The organism is Acrocarpospora pleiomorpha (genome assembly GCF_009687885.1).
In the GTDB taxonomy this organism is placed as follows: Bacteria; Actinomycetota; Actinomycetes; order Streptosporangiales; family Streptosporangiaceae; genus Acrocarpospora; species Acrocarpospora pleiomorpha.
In genome coordinates this window covers 68,019-90,929 of sequence record NZ_BLAF01000030.1, presented here as the reverse complement: position 1 = coordinate 90,929, position 22,911 = coordinate 68,019, and the positions used below count along the sequence as shown (strand labels likewise).

The following is a 22,911-nucleotide window of genomic DNA, read 5'->3' as shown; positions in this document are numbered from 1 at the left end:
ACTTTCGAAGACCTGGCTTTACCACGGATAGCTGTGGCCCCTCAGCAGGGCTTCTCCCACATATTTGAGTCTTTGGCCGGGCATGGAATTGAGGCTCACCGAGCTGATCGAGGACTATCGAACGAGTGAGCAGACGTCGGAATTGTTCCGTTGACCTGGGGTAGCCAGGAGAGGATACCGTGGGTGGATGCGATTGTCGTTTCGTGAGGCCGGTCAGGGTATTCCGGTAGTGCTCCTCCATGCTTTTCCGTTTTCGTCGGCTATGTGGTTGGGGCAGCGGGAAGGGCTGGCGAGCCGGTGCCGGGTGATCACTCCGGATATGCGGGGGTTCGGTGGGTCGCAGCTCGGGGATGACGATCCGTCCATGGATGTGATGGCCGATGATGTGGCCGAGTTGCTCGATGGCGAAGGGATCGAGCGTGCTGTTATAGGTGGTCAGTCCATGGGTGGGTACGTGGCCATGGCATTCTGCCGCCGTCATCCGGATCGCGTACAAGCGGTCGTCCTGGCCGACACCAAGGCCGCACCGGACTCCCCCGAAGCCGCCGCCAATCGCGAACGAACCGCCCAGCGTGTGCTGTCTGGGGGTGATCTCACCGACACGATCCCCAATCTGGTGGGACCCACGACGCTGACCCATCGGGCCATGGTTCTCGGCCGTGTCCGTGGCCTGGTGCAGGCGGCGCCGCCCGCCGCCGTCGCTTGGGCGCTCCGAGCCATGGCCGCCCGGCCAGACTCCTTCGACACTCTCCGCGCCCTGAAGATCCCCGCCCTGGTCCTGGTAGGCGAAGAGGACGAGTTGACCCCACTCACCGAGGCCAAGGCCATGACGGAAGCCGCTCCGGACTCTCATCTCGAAGTCCTGCCGAATGCCGGTCACCTGTCGGCGATAGAAACCCCTGAAGCCTTCAACAAAGCGGTGGCGGCCTTCCTCGCGAAACTGTGACCCATTCTCGTACCGATAAAGGAAAAGAAGTATGGACCCAGCCATGTCAGGGACGGCCACGCGTTTTGAAAACATGTGCCGTAATGCCAACGCGGCGCTGGCGTCGTGTGAGGGCTATTTCATTCATCGGATGTCGTTCGACATCGTCAATGACCGCGACGCGCTGGAGATCAGCCTCAGACGAGGCCCGGAATGGCCCGATATCACCATCTCGTTGGAAGGTCTGTATCACTTGTCGATCAGCAAGCCTCCCGACTCCGCGGCCTGTTTCGTCGACGAGATCTCAGTGCGCCACCTTCCGGAATTACCACACCCGTGGCCTGACGGGTTCACCATCGTCCGGCGATTCCCTGGGCAGACCGAACTGGCCTTGTTGCGAGTGGTCGGTCCGATGGAGATCGAAGTCGTCGCATCGATCCTGACGGTCCTTACCGCGATGAGCGACAACCTGGCCGCTACCGAGCCGACGGTGTGAGGACCACACACGAGGGCTGAAGCCACTCCTGTGGTTGGGCGAGCTCCTCATCGAGTGGGTCTGGGAGCTACCGTGCAGCCGTGACCGACTCTGCGCAGCGTCCGCTGCTCTTCCTCGATGTCGATGGACCGCTCATTCCATTCGGCGCGGCAGCGCAGCAGTATCCGACTTATCGAACAGGCGAACCACGGAAGGCTGACTCGAATCCGCTGCTGGCCAGGATTAATCCCGCGCATGGGCCCCGGCTGGTGGCGCTGCCGTGCGATCTGGTCTGGGCCACGGCATGGATGGACGACGCGAATGAGTGCATTGCGCCGCGGATCAGGCTGCCGCGGTTGCCGGTGGTGATGTGGCCGGAGCCGTCCGAGGCTGATGAGCGGGACGAGCGGGAGGGGATGCACTGGAAGACTCGGGCGCTCGTCGACTGGGCGGCAGGGCGTTCGTTCGCCTGGGTTGACGATGAGGTCACTGACATAGATCGAGCCTGGGTGTCCGTACACCACCGAGGACGTGCCCTGCTTCATCGTGTCGACCCCGGACGGGGTCTCGGCGACGCTGACTACGTTGCTCTGGATGAGTGGTTGCGTGGTCACGGAACGCGGTCGTCGCATGGTGCGGGTTGAAACTGTTCGAGACGGCGGGGATCCATCGGCAGACTCTTGCGGTCGCTGCGGGACAGCCGACGTCTGGAACCGCCGTCGACAATTAGGGAAGTACGTATTAAAGTAGTGCTTCATCATGAAGGACGTACATAAATCATTCGAACGTGATCCTGATGGTTCCCTCTTCGACCCACAGGCCAGGGCTGCTATGACCCGGTTCGCTGCGGGAGATGACACCCTTGCCCTTGAGGCCGCGACTGCGGTTCGCACCGCCTTTCATGCCGTCGAGCGCATGCGTGCGCACGGGGCCCAGGGGCGTGGGCTGAGCTCGGGGGCGCTTGACGTGCTGATTCGTTTGAGCGCCGGAGCCGAAGACGGGCTCAGTATCGGCGAGTTGGCCCAGTCAGCCGGGGTGAGCTCCCGCAATGTGACCGGGCTGGTCGACACGCTCGAACGTGATGGACTGGTGCAGCGGGTTCCTGATCGGCGTGACCGGCGCTCGGTTCTGGCGCGGATCACGCCTGATGGGCAGGCGTGGATCGAAGCCTTTCGCCGGCCCACCCAGGCCGCCATGGCGGCGATCTTCCGGGGCTTCACGTCCGCCGAGCTGACCCAGCTTCGGCACCTGTGCTTGCTGCTCGCCGATAACCAGCACCGGGTCTCGGAGTACCTCAGGCAAGCCGATGGCGCGGGAGCCCTTCAGTAGTACGGGCATTGATGCAGGTCACCGCTCCCTGGACAGGCGCGACGACATCGATGAAGCACTCGGACAGGAGATCGGAATGGCTTCCATTCACACAGAAGTCGTGATCAATTCCCGGCCGGAGCAGGTGTGGGCGGCGATACGCGATGTGGGGGCGGTGCACGTGCGCCTTCTGCCGGACCGCGTTGTCGACACCCGCCTGGAAGGCCACGTCAGGATTCTCGTTCTTCCCGATGGCAGAATCATCCGCGAACTGATCGTCGATGTCGACGACACGGCTCGTCGTCTCGCCTATGCCGTGATCGAAGGAGCGCGACCGCCCATCACTCACCACCACGCTTCGTTCCAGGTCTTTCCCGAAGGTTCAGACCGCAGTCGGCTCGTGTGGATTACCGACCTGCTGCCGGATGCGCTGGCGACCGACACCCGCGCTCGCGTCGAACGGGGAGCGCAGGACATGAAACGAACGCTGGAAGATGCCGCAATCGTTTAGTGGTGGGGCGGCCGTCGTGCCGCCCGAATACCTCGATCAGCACCGGACCCGAGGAAGTCACCACACCGAACACACACTCGGCAGCAGCCGTTCTGGAAGCCGGGCCGCCTGGCGATCCATTCTCTCGGCCAGCTCCGAATTGAAGCGCTCCTGTGTGCAGGCCGGAAGTCGACGATCAGAACAGCGTGGGGTTCTCGGGTTCGATGCCGCGCAATGCCGCGTAGTCGAGGGTGACGCAGTCGATGCCGCGGTCGGTGGCCAGGACGCGGGCCTGGGGTTTGATTTCCTGGGCGGCGAAGATGCCGCGGACCGGGGCCAGTAACGGGTCGCGGTTGAGGAGTTCGAGGTAGCGGGTGAGTTGTTCGACGCCGTCTATTTCGCCGCGGCGTTTGATTTCGATGGCGACGGCGGCGCCGGTGTGGTCGCGGCAGAGGATGTCGACCGGGCCGATGGCGGTCATGTACTCGCGGCGGACCAGGGTCCAGCCGGCGCCCAGGGTGGTGATGTGTTCGGCGAGTAATTCCTGCAGGTGGGCTTCGACGCCGTCTTTCTGGAGGCCGGGGTCAACGCCGAGTTCGTGGCTGGAGTCGTGCAGGATCTCGTCGATGGTGAGGATGAGTTTCTCACCGGTCTTGCCCTGGGTGACCGTCCACTGGCCCTCTTCCTCGCGGACCTTGCAGGGCGGGTTCATCCAGTTCAAGGGCTTGAAGGCGCGGTCGTCGCAGTGGATCGACACGGAGCCGTCCGCCTTCATCAGGATAAGCCGGGGCGCCATCGGGAGATGAGCCGTCAGTCGTCCCACGTAATCCACGCTGCATCGCGCGATGACCAGCCGCATGACCCGCAACCCTACCCGCGCGCGTGGCCGTACCAGGACACTCTGGGAGACTACTGAGGAGTAACCGAGGAGGGCGTGCGGTGGAGACTGTTGGGGTTGTCGGGCTGGGGATCATGGGCGCGGGAATCGCGGAAGTGTTCGCCCGGGCGGGGTTGCGGGTTATCGGTGTGGACATCGACGAGGGTGCGGTGAGCCGGGGGCGCGGGCATCTTGAATCGTCCACGGGGAAAGCGGTCGAGCGGGGGCGGCTCGGGGCTGAGGAGCGGGCGGCGATTCTGGGGCGGATCTCGCTCACCGTCAATCGGGAGGAGTTGGCCGACGCGGATCTGGTCATCGAGGCGGTGCCCGAGGTGATGGAGCTGAAGCGGGCGCTGTTCGCGGATCTGGATCGTATCTGCAAGCCGTCGACCGTGCTGGCGACCAATACCTCCTCGCTTTCCGTGACGACAATGGCGGCGAACACCTCCCGGCCTGGGCGGGTCGTCGGGATGCACTTCTTCAATCCCGCGCCGGTCATGAAACTGGTCGAAGTGGTCACCACCGTGCTGACCGACGACGGGCTGGGCGGGGAGATCGCCGAGCTGGCCACCAGGCTGGGGAAGACGCCGATCGTCGTCGGGGATCGGGCCGGGTTCGTGGCCAACCGGCTGCTGCTCGGTTATCTCAACCAGGCCTCCCGGATGCTGGAGGAGGGCGTCGCCTCCCGGGACGCCATCGACACCGCGATGCGGGCGGGCGCGGGGTTGCCGATGGGGCCGTTCCAGCTGCTCGACCTCATCGGGTTGGACACCGCGTACGAGATCTGCGAGGTGCTCTTCTACGAGACCAAGGATCGCCGCCACGCCCCGTCCCCGCTCCTGCGCGAGCTGGTCACCGCCGGAATGCACGGCCGCAAATCCGGCCAGGGCTTCCATCCCCGTACGGCCACGCCGACCGCTCCCCCGGGCGCCGGGCCGAAGGTGGCCGTGACGACGATCGGGCTCGTCGGTGACGGGCCGGACGCGGACCTGCTCCGGGAGCGGCTGGACACGGCGGGCTTCAAGACGACCGACGGGCACCAGGATGCCGATGTGGTGCTCGCTGTGACCGCTCCGCCGGTGGTCGATGTCGCGGTACGGCTGCCGAATCCGGAACGGGTGGTGGGCGTGCGCCTGGTCGGGGCGGAGGTGGCCGAGGTGGTCCTCACGGTGCTGACCGCGCCGGAGATCGCCACGGTGGTCCAGGACCTGATCCGGGTGATGGGGCGCACCCCGGTGGCGTGCGCGGATCGGGCGGGGCTGGTGGTGAACGCGCTGCTGTTGCCGTACCTGAATGATGCCGTTCGGATGGTCGAGTCGGGGTACGCGTCCTTCGCGGACGTGGATACCGCGATGAAGCTGGGCTGTGGGTATCCGCTGGGGCCGTTCGAGATGCTTGAGGCGTTCGGTCTGGAGACCGTACGGGATGGGTTGCGGGCGCTTTACGCCGAATACCGGGAGCCGTCGTTCGCGCCTGCGCCGCTGCTGGAGCGGCTGGTCGCGGCGGGAATGAAAGACGTCAAACAGTGAAAAATGGGAATACGCTCGATGGTGTGGAGGAGAGATGAGCCCGCGCCGGGCCAAACGGCGGGATCAGGATCTCGGATTCGTCGGGCGGTTCGGCATCGGCGAGGTCGAGGAGTGGCCGGACGGTGAGTGGCAGGTGCGGCGGATCGTCGGCGGCGCGGCCGATAAGGTCTACCGGTGCCCGGGCTGCGATCAGGAGATCCGGGTAGGGATGGCGCATCTGGTCAGCTGGCCCAACTGGTCCGGCGGCGAGGGCGAGCGGCGGCACTGGCACACGGCCTGCTGGCGAAACCGGATCAAACGAGGACCGGGCCGCAGCAGGTACTGAAAGGAACTCATGGAGATCAGGGCGTCCACGGTGCTTCCGGCGAAACGGGAGAACATCGAGCTGCAGACGGGCGACGGCCTGACTCTGGTGGGAGAGCTGGCGCTCCCCCACAACGACCCGGTCGCCACGCTGATCTGCCTGCATCCGCTGCCCACGCACGGCGGCATGATGGACAGCCACGTCATGCGCAAAGCGTCCTACCGTCTGCCGGCGCTGGCCGACCTGGCCGTGCTCCGTTTCAACACCCGGGGCACGACCTCGGAGCGTGGCACCTCCGACGGCGTGTTCGAGGACGGCGTCGGCGAGCGCCTGGACGTGGCCGCCGCCCTGGAATATGCCGAATTTCATGATTTGCCGCATCCGTGGCTGCTGGGCTGGTCGTTCGGGACCGAGCTGGCGCTCAGATGGGGCCGCGACCCTCTCGTCGACGGCGCGATCCTGCTCTCTCCCCCGCTGAAGCGCGCCACCGACGAGGACCTGGACGCCTGGGCCGCCTTCGGCCGCCCGCTGACCGCGCTGGTCCCCGAATTCGACGACTACCTGCGACCGGAGGAAGCCACCAAACGTTTCGCCCGGGTTCCCCAGGCCGAGGTTGTCGGCGTTGAGGGCGCGAAGCACCTGTGGGTCGGCGAGCCGTATGTCCGTATTGTGCTCACCGAGATCGTCAAGCGCGTCAACCCCGAAGCCCTTCCCCTTCCCACAGAGGTATAAATGACGGCATTTGATCTTTCCGGGCAGAAGGCGTTCGTTACCGGAGCCTCGCGCGGCATCGGGCGGGCCATCGCGCTCGCGTACGCGGAGGCGGGGGCCGACGTGGCGCTCGTCGCGCGCTCCGCGGAGACGCTGACCGAGGTCGCCAAGGAGGTCGAGGCGTTCGGCCGCCAGGCCGCGGTCATCCCGTGCGACGTCATGGACCGGGATTCCATTCCCGCCGCCGTGCAGGCGGGCATCGACGCGCTCGGGCGCCTCGACATCGTGGTCAACAACGCCGGGGGATCCAACTTCATCGTCGAGTTCAAGGATCTGCGGCTGTCCGGCTGGGACAAGCTCATCCGGCTCAACCTCGACTCCGCCATGGCGGTCAGCCACGCGGTCGCGGGGCACCTGCTGGAGCGCGGCAGCGGCACGCTGATCAACGTCGCCTCGGTCGCCGCCAAGGGCGCGCCCTTCCTCGCCGCGTACGCCGCCGCCAAAGCCGGCGTGGTCGCGCTGACCAAGTCACTCGCCCTGGAATGGGCTTCTCGCGGCGTACGGGTGAACTGCCTGTGTCCCGGCTGGACGGCCACCGACCTCAACCGCGCCCTCTGGCAGAACCCCAACGACACCACGACGGCGTCGGTTCCGATGGGTCGCTGGGGCACCCCCGACGAGATGGCCGCCCCGGCGGTGTTCCTGGCGAGCCCGGCCGCGGTGTACATGACCGGCCAGGTGCTCTACGTGGACGGCGGCCTCACGACCACGCAGTGATCGATCTGACCTCTGGTCCCTCGCTTCAACGTGCTCGTGTGGCTTGCCTGCTTCTGGAACGACCGTGACCAACGAGATTGAGACCTCTTTCCATCAATCATTCACGATCATGAAGGGACCGTGACACAGTGCTGCCCATTACGCGATGGCGGCGTTTACCAAGTTGGTTAATACTTAAGAGTGGAGGATGGGCGTTTGGAGGTGAGATATGTCGATCCACGCCTCCGTGACCTAGTTGCCTCCGACAGGGCACTTCGAGCCAAATTTGGCGATGTCTGTGCGAGGAAGATCAAGATCCGGCTCAGCGCGCTCCGCGCTGCGGAGACGCTCGACGACATCATGAACGGACCCGGACGATGTCACCCGCTCAAGGGTGACTACAGCGACTGCTACGCGCTTCGCCTCGATGGAGGCATGCGTCTGATATTTCGCCTGGAGAACTCCGAGGAACAAGATCGTCCCGACATCACCGTCGGGGTTTGCATCCTCGTCATTGACATCACTGACTATCACGAAGGCTGACGGAGAGTGGAGAGGAGCGACAACCATGGCCGACGACCTAGAGTCCTACCCGACAACCGAGCCTGACTACGCGGTGCCCCCGGGCGAGACCATCCGTGAGTTCCTCGATGATCTCGGCATGAGCCAGCGTCAACTCGCCACCCGACTCGATCTCACTCCGAAGCACGTCAATCAGCTGATTCAGGGGCTTGTCCCGCTCAGCTCAGAGGTCGCACTTCGACTCGAGCTCGTCACCGGACTGTCCGCTCGGATGTGGAACCGCCTTGAGGCCGACTACCAGAGCACCCAGCGGCGTCTGAGGCAGCGAGAAGATCTCGCTGAACTGACGTCGTGGCTCGCGGAGATGCCGGTGCGGGAACTTCAGAGCCGAGGGGCCCTGCCAGAGCAGCCGAAGGACAAGATCAGCCGAGTTCAACAACTTCTGGCATTCTTCGGAGTCGCACATGTCTCCACTTACCGGGAAATCTACGAAAAGCCAGCGGTCCGATTCCGTAAGGCCAAGGCTTACGAGGCAAATCCCGGAGCGGTCGCTGCCTGGCTACGCATGGGCGAACTGGCGGCATACGATAAAGTATGTCAACCTTTCGACAAGCACGGTCTCCAAGAATCTTTGGACCGGCTCCGGCAGCTTACCCTGCAGCCGCCAAAAGTATTCTTTCCCATCATGCGCGACATCTGTAGTCGCCATGGTGTCGCCGTGGTGATGATCCCCGAGATCAAGGGCGCACGGGCGAGTGGAGCAACAAAGTGGATATCCCCTGATAAGGCGATGGTCCTGCTCAGCGGACGACACAAGTGCGACGATCAGTTCTGGTTCACCTTCTTCCATGAGATCGCCCATGTTCTCAAGCATGGCCGCTCGGATGTGTGGATTGAGGACGGTCACGCGATCGAGGATCCACGGGAACTGCAGGCCAACCAGTTCGCGATGGATATATTGATCCCCCCAGAAGATGCGAAGCGCCTTCCAGATCTGCGCACGCTGGCCAAAGCACAGGCCTTTGCCGCCGAGCTTGGCATCGCGCCAAGCATCGTGATCGGCCAATTGCACCGGAAAGACATTCTTCCCTATCGGGTCGGGCAAAAGTTCAAGCGCAAGATCGATGTCGCGGACTTCGAAGAGTGATCTGGTTCCGGGGTAGGTGATGTCCTCCGGAAGGAGGACAATCGGGTCGGTCGGCCGATGGTGCCGCGGGAGGCGTACAGGCCCGACGCTGGAGCCATGACAACAGCGATACATGTACGGGGGCTCACCAAACGCTACGGCGACGTGCAGGCCGTCGGAGGGCTGGACCTGGAGATCAAGAAGGGGGAGGTCTTCGCCATCCTCGGCCCCAACGGGGCCGGCAAGTCGACCACCGTCGAGATCTTGGAGGGCTACCGGACGCGGGACGCGGGCGAGGTTCGCGTGCTCGGCGTCGATCCGCAGAAGCCCACGCGGGAGTGGCGGGCCAAGCTCGGCATCGTCCTGCAGACCGCCAACGACGCGGCCGAGCTGACGGTGCGCGAGACGATCCGCCACTTCGCGGCCTACTACCCGATGGCGCGCGACCCGGAGGAGGTCATCGCCAAGGTCGGCCTGACCGAGAAGGCCGACGTCCGGATCAGGAAGCTCTCCGGCGGCCAGCGGCGCCGGGTGGACGTGGCGCTCGGCGTGATCGGCAACCCGGAGTTACTGTTCCTGGACGAGCCGACGACCGGCTTCGACCCTGAGGCACGCCGCCAGTTCTGGGACCTGATCAAGGGCCTGGCCGCCGAGGGCACCACGATCCTGCTCACCACCCACTACCTGGACGAGGCCGAGGCGCTGGCCAAGCGGGTGGCCGTGATCGCGCGGGGGCGGATCGTGGCTGCGGGCGACCCGGCCACGCTCGGCGGCCGGGCCACCGCGAAGGCCAAGGTGACCTGGGCCGACGGCCTGGTCGAGACCGACACGCCGACCCGGACGGTGCTGGAGCTGTCCCGCCGCTACGACGGCGAGGTCCCCGGCCTGGCCGTCACCCGCCCCACCCTTGAGGACATCTACCTGACGCTGATCGAGGCCCCCGAATGACGACGACCGCCGCCGAGAAGGCGACCACCACCGCCCCCCTGCCCTCCGCGCTCGCCCTCGGCCTGTCCCGGGCGGCGGTGGAGACCCGGATGTTCTTCCGCGAGAAGGACGCCGTCATCTTCACGTTCTCCTTCCCGATCATCCTGCTGGTGCTGTTCGGGTCGATCTTCTCCGACCAGTTCAAAGGCACCGGCATCACCGTCTCCCAGGTCTACACGGCCGGTCTGATCGGCGCGGGCGTGATGGGGGCCGCCTTCCAGAACCTCGGCATCGGCATCGCCATCGACCGGGAGGACGGCACCCTCAAACGCCTGGCGGGCACGCCCATGCCGCGCAGCGCGTACTTCGTCGGCAAGATGCTCAGCTCGCTGGTGATCGCCCTGCTGGAAGTGCTCATCCTGCTGGCCATCGGCGTCCTCATGTACGGCCTGGAGCTCCCCACCGAGGTCTCCCCCTGGATCACCCTGACCTGGGTGCTCGTGCTCGGCCTGGCCGGGGCGGCGCTGCTCGGCATCGCGGCCAGCAGCATCCCCCGCTCGGCCAAGAGCGCGGCGGCCGTGATCTCGATGCCGTTCGTGGTGCTGCAGTTCATCTCCGGCGTCTACATCCCGTTCACCGAGCTGCCGCCATGGCTGATCAACATCTCCTCGGTGTTCCCGCTCAAGTGGATGTGCCAGGGCCTGCGCTCGGTCTTCCTGGGCGAGGAGGGCGCGCGGCTGGAGCTGACCGGTTCGTACGAGCTAGGCAGGGTTGCCCTGGTTCTGGGAGCCTGGGTCATCGGAGGCTTGGTGCTGTGCCTGATGACGTTCAGATGGAAGGGCCGCAGGGACGGATGAACCGGGCCTTCGACGGCCGGCGGCGGGACGAGATCCCGCAGGAGGCCAACGCGTGGCAGTCCTTCCGAGGCTGGGAGATCCTGTTCGCGCTGACCTGGACCGTCTCCACCGTCTTCGTGATCGTCGACGACGGCCATTCGGTCCTGACCCGGTCGGCCACGGTCGGACTCATGGTGGCGTGCGCGGCCGGGTACCTGCTGCTCGGCCGCTCGGCGATCATGGAGGACGAGGACAACAGCCTCCGGGCCATGTGGTACATCGCACTGGTCGTGGTGATCTTCGTCCCCGCGTCACTGCTGGTGTCCGCGGCCACGTTCGGCCTGTTCGCGCTCTGCCCGCAGGTGTTCATGCTGCTCAGCGGCCGGCGCGCGGTGGCCGCGATCCTCTTCCTCAACCTGGCCCCCGCGTTGCACTTCGTCACAGAGCCGGGCCGGGGGGTCGGCGAGATGGTGATATTCACCGGGACCACGCTCATCGCGATCACCTACGCGCTCGTGTTCGGGCCGTGGATCTCGCGGATCATCCACCAGAGCCGGGATCGGGCCAATCTGATCAAAGAGCTGGAGGCCAGCCGAGCGGAGGTGGCCCGGTTGTCGGCCGAGAGCGGCGCGCTGGCCGAACGGGAACGCCTGGCCGGGGAGATCCATGACACCCTGGCTCAGGGGTTCACCAGCATCATCATGCTCATCCAGGCCGCCCAGGCGCAGCCGGATCCGTCCCGGCACCTGGGGCTCGCCGCAGCGACCGCGCGGGAGAATCTGGCCGAGGCGCGCGCCCTGATCGCGGCGCTGGACCCCGCTCCCCTCGACGGCTCCACCCTCGACGACGCCCTGCGCCGCCTGTCGACCCGCCTCTGCGAGGAGGGCGGCGTCACCGTCGCCTGCACCATCGACGGCGAATCCCGCCCGCTCCCGCCCAGCACCGAGGTGGTCCTGCTCCGCGCCGCCCAGGAAGCCCTCACCAACGTCCGCAGGCACGCCGCCGCCTCCTCCGTGCGGCTGGCCATGCGGTACTGCACCGCCGACGTCACCCTCCTCGTCGAGGACGACGGCGCCGGCTTCGACCCCAGCACCTCATCCGGGTACGGCTTGCGCGGCATGCGCGCCCGGATCGAACAGCAAGGCGGCACCCTCACCGTGACCAGTTCCCCCGGCCGGGGCACCTCGCTCCAGGTGACCATATGATCCGCGTGATGATCGTCGACGACCACCCGGTGGTGCGGGAGGGCCTGCGCGGCATGCTCGACGCCGACCCGGGAATCACCGTCGCCGGGGAGGCAGGGTCGGGCGACGAGGCGGTGGTCCGGGCCCGCGAGCTCCAGCCCGATGTGACCCTGATGGACCTGCGCATGCCCGGCGGCGACGGCGTCAGCGCTATCACCCGGATGCTGGCCGATCGCCCCGGAGCGCGGGTGATCGTGCTGACAACCTACGAGAGCGATCAGGACATCGTTCGCGCCGTGGAAGCGGGCGCTGCCGGTTACCTGCTCAAGGACACCTCCCGCGCCGACCTCCTCAGCGCCATCTCCGCAGCCGCCCGCGGCGAAACCGTCCTGTCCCCGTCGGTCGCCACCAAGCTGGTGACCCGGCTGCGCGCGCCGGTGGCGGACTCGCTGTCCCCGCGCGAAACCGAGGTGCTCTCCCTGGTGGCCCGGGGGCTGACCAACGCCGAGATCGGCCGCGAGCTGTTCATCAGCGAGACCACGGTCAAGACGCACCTGCTCCGCGTCTTCGGCAAACTCGGCGTCTCGGACCGGACCGCCGCCGTGACCACGGCGCTGGGGCGCGGCCTGTTGTGAGCTCGATCAGACGGCCGGGGGTTCGAAGTCGACTTCGAGCCGGTGGTGCTCAGCTACGACGACGACGTCGGAATGGTCCGGCCCGAGCGTTCGAATGAGGCGCTCGATCGCATCGTCATGCAGTTCCGCGGCGCGCTCGAACTCATTCACCATGCGGAGATCCAGGCTCAGATTGACCGCGCACGCCAAGGTGAGCGGATGGTCCTCGCCCAGGACCTCACGCAAAGCCTCCAGGCTTCGTTCACCGATGCGGCGTGCTTCTTCCCACTCCCCCAGCCCGGACAATGTGCTGGCGAGATTGATGGAGCACATCAACGTGTAGTGGTGTCGCACACCGAACACGGTGGCGAATTCCGCCAAGGTCGCGTCGAACCGCGCCCGGGCCGTGGGTAGTACACCCCGCACGTACAGCATGAGGGCCGCGTTCATCGTCGCGCCGAGCGTGCACGGGTGACGCGGGCCGAGGACTTCGGCGCATCTCCTGGCGGCATCCGTCACGAGCTGCGAGGACGCGTCGTAGTTCGCCACCACCCGGTAACAGTTGGCCAGGCTCAGCTCGGCGGCGAGAGTGCCGGGGTGATCCTCGCCGTAGGTGGTGTGGTACTTGTCGTACACGTCGAGGGCGAGGTCCCTCGCCTGGTAGGACCATCCAGCCATACGGCGGGCGACGGCCAGTTCCCGAGCCTGGTTGAGCACATCGAGGTGGTTCACGGGGATCATGCCCTGGTCCACGATGTCCCGGTAAATGGCGAACATGCGCTCACCGTGTTCGCGGGCCTCCCGGTAACGGCCGAGCAGGCGCAGGTCACGGGCGATGGCAGTGCCGCTGAGCGCGACGCTTGGATGGACTTCAGTGCCGTAGTGATCGCGGCGGATGTCGTAACTCCGCTGGTCGCGACGTAACGCGTCCTCATATTCCGCGGCGGGCACCTTGTCGACGACCAGATTGCTCAGCGCCTCCTCAGTGTTCATGTGGTTGGCCCCGAAAACGACCTCATGGTGGAGGCCCTGGGTTAGCAGCAGATTCGCCTTGAGCCGCCGCAGTGCCCGCAGCTGCGGGTCGTTTTCCGGGGTGGTCTGTTCCCATTCCTCAAGCGCATCGTCGATCCAGTCCGCGCACGTTCTCAGGTCGCCCTTGACGAGGAGGAACCGAGCCATATTGGTGACGAGCCTGCGTGCGTCCGGTTCGTCGGACTCGATGAGCCTGCTGGGATAGATGTGCCGAAGCAGACCGTCGTATGTTTCCCAGCTGTCCCGGTCGTCCGGCCGATCCGGATCCGCTGCGGCCAGCAGTAGGTGCACATCCTGCTGGGCAGCACTGCGCGCGCTGGCGGAGAGCTCGTTCATGATCCGGACTTGAATCAGGCGGTGCATCTGGATCGTCCGCCGCGAGTCGTCAACCCAGGCCAGGGCGTAGCGCTCGATTGCGCGGAGCGTGTTAGTCATCCGGTCGGGATCTTTGATCGCATTCCTGAGCTCGGACCCTGCCAGCACATGACGACCCTTGGTGATCAGGTCGAGCCGAATGGGCTCCGCCCCGAAGTAGGCGAGCCGATGGAGCAGTTCCATCGCGACGAAGGGCACGTGTCGGCTGATCCTCGCCAGCGAGACATTCCAGGCTGCTCCGAACGGCAGCGGGTATTCGAGCTGAGTTCCCTCCGCGAGAATCTTGCTCGCCTCCTCGCGCATCTCGTCGAGGTATGCCTGGATGCTCGTCGCCGTCTCTCCCATGAGTGCACGGGCCTGCTCCAGGGTCAACGGCAGGTCGCCATGCTCGTCGCTCACCCGGTGCGCGTCGTCGTCATCGATTCCGGGGACCCGGTGCCGGAGGAATTCCAAGCTCTCCGCACGGAAGAAAACGTCCACGTCCAGCACGGTGGCGTGTGAGCTCCACCGCCGGTTGCGCGAGGTGACCAGAACATGTCCGCCTGCTGCCGACAGCAAATCCTGGAGGTCTTCCGGCTCATGGGCGTTGTCGAACACCAGCAACCACCGCCGGTACGGGATGCCCTGCCGCAACGCTTCACACACGGCGTCGATCACATCCTCCTGGCTGCGGCCCGGAACGTCAGCGATGCCAAGGCGAGGAGCGAGGGCCGCCAGCGCGCCGTGAAGCAATGGCAACTGGTCGGCGGGAACCCACCAGATCAACTCGTAGTCGCTCGAATATCGGTGGGCGTATTCGACCGCGATCTGCGTCTTACCGACACCGCCCATTCCCACCAGGGCGAGCGGCCCGGCCTCGCCCCCTGCCCGCACGGCGGAGAGCAGTTCATAGCGCCCGATGAAGTCGGGGTTGCGTGGAGGTATGTTGCCCCAGACCGTCCGCGCGGCGGCTTCATCCCTGTCGGAATCCCATTGGGCGAGCAGATCCTCGCGCCCCGTGAACCTGGGGTTGCGTGAAGGTACGTTGCCCCAGGGCGCAGCGGTTTCATCCCTGTCAGAATCGGCCACCCAGGTCTCCCCGTTGAGGTTCGCTGGAACGATCGTAGAAGGTTCTGGTCGCCTTGAGCCGAGGCGACAGGGGCCATTTCGCGCACGAATACGCCCGCTGCCCGCCCTCACCTTCGCCGATTCGGCCGAGGGTCGGCGCTGTTGTAAGTGCGGGGTTACTAGCGTTATCGTGCCCGCAGGAGGAATACCGACATGTCGCTCACTGAGCTGGAAACCTTCGAGTCGTTAGACCCGGCTACCGGCGAGGTGCTCGCCTCGTATCCGCGGCACGACGCGGCAGCCGTACGAGCCGCGGTGGAGCGGGCCACGGAGGCGGCGCGGTGGTGGGCGGAGTTGGGCTTCCAGGAGCGGAAACGGCGGCTGCTGGACTACAAGGCGGTGCTGACGCGGAACCTGCCGCGCGTGGTCGCCATGGTGTCCCAGGAGACCGGCAAGCCGGAGGGCGACGCCATCCTGGAGACCGCGCTGGCGATCACGCATCTGGACTGGGCCGCCAGGAAGGCCGCCAAGGTGCTCGGGCGGCGGCGGGTGGCGAGCGGTCTGGTGGCGATGAACATGGCCGCCACGCTGGAGTATCTGCCGCTGGGCGTGATCGGCGTGATCGGACCGTGGAACTACCCGGTGTTCACGCCGATGGGCTCGATCGGGTACGCGCTGGCGGCCGGGAACGCCGTGGTCTTCAAGCCCAGCGAGTACACCCCCGGCGTGGGCGTGCTGCTGGCCGAGCTGTTCGCCGAGGCGGTGCCGGAGCAGCCGGTGTTCCAGGCCGTGACCGGGCTCGGCGAAACCGGCGCGGCGCTGGCTGGCGACCCGGGGGTCAAGAAGATCGCGTTCACCGGGTCCGCGGCGACCGCGCGCCGGGTGATGGCGGCCTGCGCGCAGAACCTCACCCCGATGGTGGCCGAGTGCGGTGGCAAGGACGCGTTCATCGTGGACGCGGGCGCGGACCTGGGCGCCGCCGCCGACGCCGCCCTGTGGGGGGCGATGTCCAACTCCGGGCAGACCTGCGTGGGCGTGGAGCGGGTGTACGCGGTGGACTCGGTGTACGACGAGTTCCTGCGCGAGCTCACCAAACGGGCGCAACAGGTGAAAGCCGGGGAGCACTACGGACCGATCACCATGCCCGGACAGCTGGACATCATCCGGTGGCACATCGACGACGCCACCGGAAGCGGGAAGGCGATCGTGGGCGGCCCCGAGTCGGTACGGGCCCCGTTCGTGGACCCGGTGATCGTGACGGACGTGCCGGAGGACTCGCGCGCGGTCCGCGAGGAGACGTTCGGCCCCACGGTAACCGTCAAGCGGGTCGCCGACGTGGCGGAAGCACTGGAGAAGGCCAACGCCTCGGCGTACGGGCTGGCCGGGACGATCTTCTCCGGGGACCGGAAGCGCGCCATGGAACTGGCGCGGCGAATGCTCACCGGGATGACAGCTATCAACTCGATCATCTCGTTCGCCGGAGTGCCCGCGTTGCCGTTCGGCGGGGTCGGCGAGTCGGGGTTCGGGCGCATCCACGGCGCGGACGGCTTGCGCGAGTTCACCAGGCCGAAGGCGGTGTCGCGGCAGCGCTTCGCCATGCCCGGCATGAACCTGACCTCGTTCGCGCGAACACCAGCCGAACTTGACCGGCTTGTCAAGCTCGTGACCTTACTTCATGGTCGTAGAAGAGGCTAATTTTCCGATACTTCCACAAAAAAGATCTTGCGTCCATAATGGTGGCTTCTGGGGGGCCATGACGGCGTGAGGTGAAAATTTTGGCGGGACGGGACTATCGGGGGATGACGGCTGAGGAACGGTTGGCCGATCGGCGAGAACGGCTGATCCTGGCTGCGTACACACTGTTCGCGAACCCAGGGTTTCACGCGACGACGATCGAGCGGCTCTGCGCGACCGCGCGGATCTCCAACCGGGCCTTCTATGAGTGCTTCTCGGGGAGGGAGGCACTCATGCGCGCGGTCTACGACCGCTGCGTGGAGGAGACGCTGCAATCGATCATCAAAGCGATCGATCAGGCGCCACCCAATTTGGACGCCCGAATAGTGGCGGGAATCACGGAGTATGTCAGATTTGTGACCGCGGACGAGCGACGTGCGCGGATCATGCACCTGGAGGTGCGCCGGGCCGGTGACGTGCTGAGCGGCGCCCGGCAGCGCGCGGTCACGGAGTTCACCAAGATCATCGAATCCTCGGTCGGCGATCTGCCCGTGCAGTTGCCCTCCGAACTGCACCTCCTTGCCCTGGCCTTGATCGGCGCGATCACCGAGCTCTTGATCGAGTGGGTGGTGTCGGACCATCCGCCGTCCACCGAGGTGATCATCAAGTCCGCGGTGCACGTGTTCCGCCGGTCGTTCTCGCGGTGAGTTTTTGGCCCGCCTCCCGAAGGAGGCGGGCCAGCATATGTGAAGGCCCGAAACCTAGGCCCGGGCTCAGATCCCGCAAGGACGGCAACACACGCGAAAAGCGCGCAACTGCCTGATGGCATGCGTCCCTTCAGCGAAGCCTGCTATCACGCTCCGTAATCGCACAATGGCACACGAGACGGCCCGACCGGGGCCCTCCACCGACGTGGCGCGCCAAGAACTCGTTAGATCCAGCCCATGTCCTGGGCCGCGCGGATGGCGGTGATGCGGTTGCCCGCGCCGAGTTTGGTGATGGCGTTGGAGAGATAGTTCCGAACCGTGCCCTCGGTCAGGTGGAGGGCGGTGGCGATCTCGCTGACGGCGGCACCCCCGGCGGCCAGGGCGAGGGCGTCGCGCTCGCGGTCGGTCAGCGGGCTCTCGCCGGCCATCATGGCGGAGGCGGCCATCTCGGGGTCCAGGTAGCGGCCACCGGCGTGCACCCTGCGGATGGCGGCGGCGAGCTCGTCGGCGGAGGCGTCCTTGGGGATGAAGCCGCGCACCCCGGCGGCCAGGGCGCGGCGGAGGTAGCCGGGGCGGCCGAAGCTGGTGAGGATGAGCATGGCCTGGCCGGGGAGGGATTCGGCCACGGTGAGACCGTCCATGCCGGGCATTTCCACATCCAGGATGACGACATCGGGGTAATGCTCCGTGACAGCGGGCTTGACGTGGTCACCGCGCCCGACCTGGGCGACGACTTCGATGTCGCCTTCCAGGCCGAGGAGGGTGGCGATGGCCTGCCGTACCAGATGTTCGTCGTCGGCGAGGAGGACACGGATCATGCGGGGACCCCGGCGAGGACGGGGGCGACCGCGCGCAGGGTGAACTCGCCGGAGCCGTTCGGGCGGGCGGTGAGCGTGCCGCCGACGGCGGCGAGGCGTTCGGTCAGGCCGGCCAGGCCGCTGCCCAGGTCCTCGACCGGTTTGGGGGTGACGCCGTCGTTGCGTACTTCGAGAACGGCTTCCTCGCCGGTGAAGCGGACGGTGATGTCGCAGACCGAGGCGGTGCTGTGGCGGAGCACGTTGGTGACGGCCTCCCTGATCACCCAGGCGAAGACCGGGGCCACCTCGGGAGGCACATCCCGGTACGGCAGATGCAGGCGGCAGTCCACGCCGGCCGCCTCCAGGACGGCGCGGACGCTGCCCAACTCGGCCACCAGGTCGAGTTCCCGATAGCCCCGCACGGCCTCCCGCAGCTCCCGCAACGCCTTCCTGGCCAGGGCTCTGACCTCGGCCATCTCGGCCGCGGCGGCGTCGGGATGGGCGGCCAGGCGGGCCGCCAGCTCGCTCTTGACCGCGATCGCGGAGAGCTGGTGGCCGACCAGGTCGTGCAGGTCGCGGGCGAAGCGCAGGCGTTCCTCGGCGACGGCCAGGCGGGACTGGGCCTCCTTGCCGACGTGGGCCTGCTCGGCGAGCTGCCAGATCCAGACCCAGAGCCGGTTGGCCCACGGGAAGGCTGCGGCCAGCAGCAGGTTGTAGAGCAGCACCCCGACGACGACCCCCGTCACCGAGCCATCCCAGTCCGGGTCCTGGAGCATGGCCAGGATCATGATGGGCGAGGCCACCAGGGCGGTGCCGACGCCGAGCAGGACCGCGTTCCTGCGGCTCACCCCGACGGCCGCCACCGAGAGCCAGCCCAGCGGGACGAAGCCCCAGCCGGTCGGGTTGCCGCCGCCGAGCGCGGCGAGGGCGAGGGCCAGGATCCCGGACAGCACGACCTCGCGGGTCGCGTAGGAGCGGTTCAGGATCGCGCGGGTGATGCGCAGGAACAGCCAGCTGAACACCACCAGGCTGATCAGCGTGGCGATCGCCCGGGCCAGGGAGACGGATTCCAGGCCGACTCCGACCAAGGTGCTGACAAGGGCCACGAACCACACGAGCGCGAGCGTCATGTTCAGCATCCAGCGAACGATGCGCCGCGCCCGAGTGATTCCGTTGTCTCCCATTTCAGGCATTTTACGGCTTGTTGCCCATGACGACCTCGCCCAGCCGGACCCGGGCGCCGGTCCGCAGCACCGCCCGCTGATAGATCCTGGCCCCCAGCGCCAGCATCCCGGCCACCGCCGCCACCATCAGCGCCCCGGAGAGGGCGACCTCCCAGAGCGGAACGTCGGCGGCTGCCATACGCACCGGCATGACCATCGAGGAGAACGGCGGGATCAGCGACAGCACGGACGCGATGGGCGCGGTCGGGTCGGCGGAGGCGTAGAAGGAGACGCCGTAGCTGGCCACCAGCAGCAGGGTCATCGGCTGGAGCACGTTGCCGACCTCCTCCTGCCGGGAGACCAGCGAGGCCAGCGCGCCGGCGAAGGAGGCGAAGAACGCGTAGCCCAGGATGAACCAGACCAGCGCGCCGAGCACGATGCCGGTCATGCCGGGCGGGAAGTCGGCGGCCACGCCGGACACCAGCGCCGCGCCCAGACCGGCGGCCACGGTCGCAGCCAGGTTGATCAGGCCGACCACGCCGAGCCCGAGGATCTTGCCACCGAGCAGCTGCCAGGGCCGGATCGAGGTGAGCAGGATCTCCACGATCCGGCTGCCCTTCTCCTCGACCACGCCCATGGCGACCATCATCACCGAGCCAATGATCATGAAGAACAGCAGCAGCACGAGCACCGTGGCGATCCCCCGGCGGGCGTCCTCGTAGCGGGTGTCCGCGCCGACCGACTCCATGGCGAGCGGCGTGATCGTCACCCCGGACGCCCCGATCTGGGCCTCCCGGTTGGCGCTCTGCAGCAGCACCCCGAGCTCGCTGTCGATCTCCCCGTCGGTGAGCACCCGGTTCCCCGCGACCAGGGCCGCGTCCAGGTCACCGTCCAGCACGGCCGCCTTGGCGGCCGCCTCGTCCGGGAACTGCCGCCACTTGACCTCCACATCCGGCGCGAAGGTGGTCAGCTGCAGCTCCGGCACCTGCACCCGCCCCAGCGTGTACGAATCCGGCCCGCCCAGCAGCTTCGGCGCGAACGCGATAGCCCCCACGAGCACCACTGAGACGATCAGACCGATCACGAACGCCTTGGTCCGCACCTGGGCCCGAATCTCCCGCCCAGCAACCAGAAAAAGGTGATTTTTCATGACACGGCCTCCTTGAAGATCTCGGTGATGCTGGGACGCTCGGCCCCGAAGTGCTCGACCCGCCCCGCCTGTACGGCCGCCCGCAGGATCGCCTGATCGTCGCCCCCGGTCACGACCAGGGTCTCCCGGTCCCCCGCCACGGTCAGCGTGCCAGGCAGCTCGTCGGCCCAGCCGGGCTTGGCGTCCCGCACCACGACACGCAGCCGCTGGCCTTCGGCCGAGCGCAGCTCGTCCACGGTCCCGCTGGCCACCATGCGCCCCGCCGAGATGATCCCGATCGAGTCGCAGAGCCGATCGACCAGCTCCAGCTGGTGGCTGGAGAAGATCACCGGAACCCCGCCCCTGGCCCGCTCCTGCAGCACCTCGGTCAGCGCGTCCACCGCCAGCGGGTCGAGCCCGGAGAACGGCTCGTCCAGCACCAGCACCTCCGGGTCGTGCACCAGCGCCACCGCCAGCTGCACCCGCTGCTGGTTACCCAGCGAGAGCGACTCGACGGTGTCGCCGCGCCGCGCGGTCAGCCCCAGCCGCTCCACCAGCTCGGTCGTCGCCTTCGCCGCGTCGGCTTGGGATAGCCCGTGCAGCCGTCCGAAGTAGTCGATCTGCTCGCCGACCTTCATCTTCTGGTAGAGCCCGCGCTCCTCCGGCATGTAGCCGAACCGCCGCCGCTCGGCGAACCCGAGGGTTCGGCCCTGCCAGGTCACCTTGCCGGCGTCCGGGCTGAGCACCCCCATCACGATCCGCATCGTGGTCGTCTTCCCGGCGCCGTTGGCTCCGACGAACCCGAACATCTCCCCGGGCCGTACGGCGAAGCTCACCCCGTCGAGAGCGACCTTGTCCTGAAAGGTCTTGCGCAATCCAGTGATGTCCAACATGCCACCGATCATTTCTTGGCTGGTTCTTGCGCGGTAGACGTGGATATCAAGGGGTTGAGATGGCTTTCACCCGCTCGTGAGGTGACAGATGTCATCTCGTACGCTGAGCGGCATGACACGTGGGGACAACGACCAGCCGGTAGTGCTTTCCAAGATCTACACGCGGACCGGGGACGACGGCACGACCGGGCTCGGGGACATGAGCCGGACCAGGAAGACCGATCCGCGCCTGGCCGCGTACGCCGACGTGGAGGAGGCGAACGCGGCCGTCGGGATGGCCCTGGCCACCGGCGGGCTACCGAACGAGATCGCCGAGACGCTCACGCTCATCCAGAACGAGCTGTTCGACGTGGGCGCCGACCTCTGCACCCCTGTCACGATAAATCCGGAATTTCCGCCGTTGCGGGTGACGGAGGCGTACATCGAGCGGCTGGAAGCGCAATGTGACCGGTTCAACGCGAACCTCAAGCCGCTGCGCAGCTTCATCCTCCCCGGCGGCGACCAGCCCACCGCGCTCCTGCACGTCGCCCGCACGATCGTCCGCCGCGCCGAACGCACCACGTGGTCGGCCCTGGAGGCCCACGACGACGTGAACCCGCTGACCGCGACCTACCTCAACCGGCTCAGCGACCTGATGTTCATCCTCTGCCGGGTCTCCTCGGCAGGCGCGGAAATCCTTTGGAAGCCCGGTGCGACCCGCTAGGCGGGATCTAAGTGTGCACTCGGGGGTGCCGACTCCAGCCAGGCTAGGAAGCCGGTCAGCGCATCCTCGCTCATGGCCAGCGCGATCGGCCCCGCCTCGACCATCCAGTAGCCCTCAGGGCCTTCGCCCTCGTCCAGCGGGCGGCGCCGGGAAACGATGAGGCCGCGCCTCGCGATCGCGTGGCGCGGCCTCAGTCGCAGTCCTAGGAAGGGCACCCAGTGGAGCTCTCCGCCGGCATACCGGGCAACTCCCGATTGCCAGCCCCGCTCCCCTGTCCGTACGCTGCAGGCGACCGAGCCCCGGCGTACGTGCAGGGCCACGGCCCTGATACAGAACAGGGCGGCGAGCACCGCGATCCCCGCGATAATCTCCATCGCCGCCCTTCCTGAACCTGTTGGCTATACGTCTTCCCCGGCCGCGCGCAGCCGGGCCCGGTTGCGCTGGGCCTCGACCCGGGCGTCCGCGTCGTCCTGGTTCGCCTCGATGGACGCCTGCGCCCGCTCCAGCGCGTCCTTCGCCTTCGCCACGTCGACCTCGGAGCCGAGCTCCGCCGCCTCCGCGAGGATCGACACGTCGTTGTCGGCGACCGAGATGAACCCGCCGTGCACCGCGGCCACCAGGTCACTCTGGGAGTCGCGCTTGACGCGCAGCACGCCGCCCTCGACCAGGACGCCGAGAACAGGGGCGTGACTCGGCATAATACCGATCTCGCCGTCCACGGTCTTGGCAATCACCATGTCGGCCTCGCCGGACCAGATCTCACGCTCCGGCGAGACCACGCCTACTCGAAGCTTTGCCACCACATAC

Annotated in this window: 26 protein-coding genes; 18 read left to right on the top strand and 8 right to left on the bottom strand. The window is 66.9% G+C overall.

All coding sequences use genetic code 11. The features are described from left to right. Nucleotides 1-187: 187 nt before the first annotated feature. The 5 genes from Aple_RS26135 (at nucleotide 188) to Aple_RS26115 (ending at nucleotide 3,219) form a co-directional block, all read left to right on the top strand. Entirely contained in the window at nucleotides 188-946 is a 759-nt protein-coding gene (locus Aple_RS26135) for an alpha/beta fold hydrolase (RefSeq protein ID WP_155347347.1), read from the top strand. Between the two features lie 31 nt (nucleotides 947-977). Beyond that, nucleotides 978-1,421 carry a hypothetical protein gene (locus Aple_RS26130; RefSeq protein WP_218038510.1) on the top strand — a complete coding sequence of 148 codons (444 nt, stop codon included), beginning with the start codon at nucleotides 978-980 and terminating at the stop codon, nucleotides 1,419-1,421. Between the two features lie 80 nt (nucleotides 1,422-1,501). Next, nucleotides 1,502-2,044 carry an HAD domain-containing protein gene (locus Aple_RS26125; RefSeq protein WP_155347346.1) on the top strand — a complete coding sequence of 181 codons (543 nt, stop codon included), beginning with the start codon at nucleotides 1,502-1,504 and terminating at the stop codon, nucleotides 2,042-2,044. A gap of 115 nt (nucleotides 2,045-2,159) precedes the next feature. Beyond that, nucleotides 2,160-2,729: a MarR family winged helix-turn-helix transcriptional regulator gene (locus Aple_RS26120; protein ID WP_155347345.1), complete on the top strand. Its 570-nt coding sequence runs from the start codon at nucleotides 2,160-2,162 to the stop codon at nucleotides 2,727-2,729. After that, nucleotides 2,707-3,219 carry an SRPBCC family protein gene (locus Aple_RS26115; RefSeq protein WP_246264779.1) on the top strand — a complete coding sequence of 171 codons (513 nt, stop codon included), beginning with the start codon at nucleotides 2,707-2,709 and terminating at the stop codon, nucleotides 3,217-3,219. Before Aple_RS26120 ends, Aple_RS26115 begins: the two co-directional genes overlap by 23 nt. Nucleotides 3,220-3,394: 175 nt before the next feature. Here Aple_RS26115 and nucS read toward each other — a convergent pair whose 3' ends face one another. Next, nucleotides 3,395-4,057, bottom strand: coding sequence for an endonuclease NucS (nucS, locus tag Aple_RS26110; protein ID WP_155347344.1), 663 nt, complete (start codon nucleotides 4,055-4,057; stop codon nucleotides 3,395-3,397). A gap of 80 nt (nucleotides 4,058-4,137) precedes the next feature. On the opposite strand from nucS, the gene Aple_RS26105 reads away from it, so the two are divergent. From Aple_RS26105 to Aple_RS26060, 10 genes are all read left to right on the top strand, one after another. Next, nucleotides 4,138-5,604, top strand: a complete 1,467-nt coding sequence (locus Aple_RS26105; RefSeq protein ID WP_246264778.1) for a 3-hydroxyacyl-CoA dehydrogenase family protein — start codon at nucleotides 4,138-4,140, stop codon at nucleotides 5,602-5,604. A 34-nt stretch (nucleotides 5,605-5,638) separates the two neighbouring features. Next, on the top strand, nucleotides 5,639-5,929 hold the full coding sequence (locus Aple_RS26100; protein ID WP_155347343.1) for an Rv1322 family protein: 291 nt from the start codon (nucleotides 5,639-5,641) through the stop codon (nucleotides 5,927-5,929). A gap of 9 nt (nucleotides 5,930-5,938) precedes the next feature. Then, nucleotides 5,939-6,640, top strand: a complete 702-nt coding sequence (locus Aple_RS26095) for an alpha/beta hydrolase (RefSeq protein WP_155347342.1) — start codon at nucleotides 5,939-5,941, stop codon at nucleotides 6,638-6,640. Next, nucleotides 6,641-7,396: an SDR family NAD(P)-dependent oxidoreductase gene (locus Aple_RS26090; RefSeq protein WP_155347341.1), complete on the top strand. Its 756-nt coding sequence runs from the start codon at nucleotides 6,641-6,643 to the stop codon at nucleotides 7,394-7,396. Nucleotides 7,397-7,591: 195 nt separating this feature from the next. After that, nucleotides 7,592-7,918 carry a type II toxin-antitoxin system RelE/ParE family toxin gene (locus tag Aple_RS26085; RefSeq protein WP_170321662.1) on the top strand — a complete coding sequence of 109 codons (327 nt, stop codon included), beginning with the start codon at nucleotides 7,592-7,594 and terminating at the stop codon, nucleotides 7,916-7,918. 25 nt (nucleotides 7,919-7,943) lie between these two features. After that, a complete protein-coding gene (locus Aple_RS26080) occupies nucleotides 7,944-9,044 on the top strand; it encodes a HigA family addiction module antitoxin (protein WP_155347339.1) in 1,101 nt (366 codons plus the stop codon). 96 nt (nucleotides 9,045-9,140) lie between these two features. Continuing rightward, entirely contained in the window at nucleotides 9,141-9,971 is an 831-nt protein-coding gene (locus tag Aple_RS26075) for an ABC transporter ATP-binding protein (RefSeq protein ID WP_155347338.1), read from the top strand. Then, nucleotides 9,968-10,807: an ABC transporter permease gene (locus Aple_RS26070; protein ID WP_155347337.1), complete on the top strand. Its 840-nt coding sequence runs from the start codon at nucleotides 9,968-9,970 to the stop codon at nucleotides 10,805-10,807. Before Aple_RS26075 ends, Aple_RS26070 begins: the two co-directional genes overlap by 4 nt. Then, entirely contained in the window at nucleotides 10,765-11,991 is a 1,227-nt protein-coding gene (locus tag Aple_RS26065) for a sensor histidine kinase (protein ID WP_155347336.1), read from the top strand. Before Aple_RS26070 ends, Aple_RS26065 begins: the two co-directional genes overlap by 43 nt. Next, entirely contained in the window at nucleotides 11,988-12,605 is a 618-nt protein-coding gene (locus Aple_RS26060) for a response regulator (protein WP_155347335.1), read from the top strand. Before Aple_RS26065 ends, Aple_RS26060 begins: the two co-directional genes overlap by 4 nt. Before the next feature lie 6 nt (nucleotides 12,606-12,611). Here the strand turns inward: Aple_RS26060 and fxsT are convergent, their stop codons facing one another. After that, nucleotides 12,612-15,059, bottom strand: coding sequence for an FxSxx-COOH system tetratricopeptide repeat protein (fxsT, locus tag Aple_RS26055; protein WP_155347334.1), 2,448 nt, complete (start codon nucleotides 15,057-15,059; stop codon nucleotides 12,612-12,614). Nucleotides 15,060-15,251: 192 nt separating this feature from the next. On the opposite strand from fxsT, the gene Aple_RS26050 reads away from it, so the two are divergent. Further along, the gene (locus Aple_RS26050; protein WP_155347333.1) at nucleotides 15,252-16,733 is read left to right on the top strand and encodes an aldehyde dehydrogenase family protein; all 1,482 of its coding nucleotides are present in this window, start codon (nucleotides 15,252-15,254) and stop codon (nucleotides 16,731-16,733) included. A gap of 104 nt (nucleotides 16,734-16,837) precedes the next feature. After that, the gene (locus Aple_RS26045; RefSeq protein ID WP_155347332.1) at nucleotides 16,838-17,419 is read left to right on the top strand and encodes a TetR/AcrR family transcriptional regulator; all 582 of its coding nucleotides are present in this window, start codon (nucleotides 16,838-16,840) and stop codon (nucleotides 17,417-17,419) included. Nucleotides 17,420-17,643: 224 nt separating this feature from the next. Here the strand turns inward: Aple_RS26045 and Aple_RS26040 are convergent, their stop codons facing one another. From Aple_RS26040 to Aple_RS26025, 4 genes are read right to left on the bottom strand one after another with little or no spacing between them, the layout of a single operon-like run. Continuing rightward, entirely contained in the window at nucleotides 17,644-18,237 is a 594-nt protein-coding gene (locus tag Aple_RS26040) for a response regulator transcription factor (RefSeq protein WP_155347331.1), read from the bottom strand. Further along, on the bottom strand, nucleotides 18,234-19,400 hold the full coding sequence (locus tag Aple_RS26035) for a sensor histidine kinase (protein WP_170321661.1): 1,167 nt from the start codon (nucleotides 19,398-19,400) through the stop codon (nucleotides 18,234-18,236). The genes Aple_RS26040 and Aple_RS26035 overlap by 4 nt, the downstream gene beginning before the upstream one ends. 10 nt (nucleotides 19,401-19,410) lie before the next feature. Further along, entirely contained in the window at nucleotides 19,411-20,529 is a 1,119-nt protein-coding gene (locus Aple_RS26030; protein ID WP_155347329.1) for an ABC transporter permease, read from the bottom strand. After that, entirely contained in the window at nucleotides 20,526-21,401 is an 876-nt protein-coding gene (locus tag Aple_RS26025; RefSeq protein ID WP_155347328.1) for an ABC transporter ATP-binding protein, read from the bottom strand. Before Aple_RS26025 ends, Aple_RS26030 begins: the two co-directional genes overlap by 4 nt. Before the next feature lie 112 nt (nucleotides 21,402-21,513). Between Aple_RS26025 and Aple_RS26020 the strand changes: the two genes are divergently transcribed. Beyond that, nucleotides 21,514-22,104 (top strand): cob(I)yrinic acid a,c-diamide adenosyltransferase, encoded by a 591-nt coding sequence (locus Aple_RS26020; RefSeq protein ID WP_155347327.1) that lies wholly within the window; start codon nucleotides 21,514-21,516, stop codon nucleotides 22,102-22,104. On the opposite strand, the gene Aple_RS26015 is transcribed toward Aple_RS26020, so the two are convergent. After that, nucleotides 22,101-22,478, bottom strand: coding sequence for a DUF2550 domain-containing protein (locus tag Aple_RS26015; protein WP_155347326.1), 378 nt, complete (start codon nucleotides 22,476-22,478; stop codon nucleotides 22,101-22,103). The genes Aple_RS26020 and Aple_RS26015 overlap by 4 nt on opposite strands. 24 nt (nucleotides 22,479-22,502) lie before the next feature. After that, nucleotides 22,503-22,904, bottom strand: coding sequence for a F0F1 ATP synthase subunit epsilon (locus Aple_RS26010; RefSeq protein ID WP_155347325.1), 402 nt, complete (start codon nucleotides 22,902-22,904; stop codon nucleotides 22,503-22,505). Nucleotides 22,905-22,911 lie beyond the last annotated feature (7 nt).

Excerpts from the sequence above, each read along its gene's own strand:
- Aple_RS26045 (WP_155347332.1), top strand. The coding sequence starts at position 16,838 with ATGACGGCTGAGGAACGGTTGGCCGATCGGCGAGAACGGCTGATCCTG.
- Aple_RS26100 (WP_155347343.1), top strand. The coding sequence starts at position 5,639 with ATGAGCCCGCGCCGGGCCAAACGGCGGGATCAGGATCTCGGATTCGTC.
- Aple_RS26020 (WP_155347327.1), top strand. The coding sequence starts at position 21,514 with ATGACACGTGGGGACAACGACCAGCCGGTAGTGCTTTCCAAGATCTAC.
- Aple_RS26075 (WP_155347338.1), top strand. The coding sequence starts at position 9,141 with ATGACAACAGCGATACATGTACGGGGGCTCACCAAACGCTACGGCGAC.
- Aple_RS26135 (WP_155347347.1), top strand. The coding sequence starts at position 188 with ATGCGATTGTCGTTTCGTGAGGCCGGTCAGGGTATTCCGGTAGTGCTC.
- Aple_RS26070 (WP_155347337.1), top strand. The coding sequence starts at position 9,968 with ATGACGACGACCGCCGCCGAGAAGGCGACCACCACCGCCCCCCTGCCC.
- Aple_RS26030 (WP_155347329.1), bottom strand. The coding sequence starts at position 20,529 with ATGAAAAATCACCTTTTTCTGGTTGCTGGGCGGGAGATTCGGGCCCAG.
- Aple_RS26040 (WP_155347331.1), bottom strand. The coding sequence starts at position 18,237 with ATGATCCGTGTCCTCCTCGCCGACGACGAACATCTGGTACGGCAGGCC.
- Aple_RS26120 (WP_155347345.1), top strand. The coding sequence starts at position 2,160 with ATGAAGGACGTACATAAATCATTCGAACGTGATCCTGATGGTTCCCTC.
- Aple_RS26080 (WP_155347339.1), top strand. The coding sequence starts at position 7,944 with ATGGCCGACGACCTAGAGTCCTACCCGACAACCGAGCCTGACTACGCG.
- Aple_RS26115 (WP_246264779.1), top strand. The coding sequence starts at position 2,707 with ATGGCGCGGGAGCCCTTCAGTAGTACGGGCATTGATGCAGGTCACCGC.
- Aple_RS26095 (WP_155347342.1), top strand. The coding sequence starts at position 5,939 with ATGGAGATCAGGGCGTCCACGGTGCTTCCGGCGAAACGGGAGAACATC.
- nucS (WP_155347344.1), bottom strand. The coding sequence starts at position 4,057 with ATGCGGCTGGTCATCGCGCGATGCAGCGTGGATTACGTGGGACGACTG.
- Aple_RS26090 (WP_155347341.1), top strand. The coding sequence starts at position 6,641 with ATGACGGCATTTGATCTTTCCGGGCAGAAGGCGTTCGTTACCGGAGCC.
- Aple_RS26035 (WP_170321661.1), bottom strand. The coding sequence starts at position 19,400 with ATGGGAGACAACGGAATCACTCGGGCGCGGCGCATCGTTCGCTGGATG.
- Aple_RS26130 (WP_218038510.1), top strand. The coding sequence starts at position 978 with ATGGACCCAGCCATGTCAGGGACGGCCACGCGTTTTGAAAACATGTGC.
- Aple_RS26050 (WP_155347333.1), top strand. The coding sequence starts at position 15,252 with ATGTCGCTCACTGAGCTGGAAACCTTCGAGTCGTTAGACCCGGCTACC.
- Aple_RS26060 (WP_155347335.1), top strand. The coding sequence starts at position 11,988 with ATGATCCGCGTGATGATCGTCGACGACCACCCGGTGGTGCGGGAGGGC.
- Aple_RS26025 (WP_155347328.1), bottom strand. The coding sequence starts at position 21,401 with ATGTTGGACATCACTGGATTGCGCAAGACCTTTCAGGACAAGGTCGCT.
- Aple_RS26015 (WP_155347326.1), bottom strand. The coding sequence starts at position 22,478 with ATGGAGATTATCGCGGGGATCGCGGTGCTCGCCGCCCTGTTCTGTATC.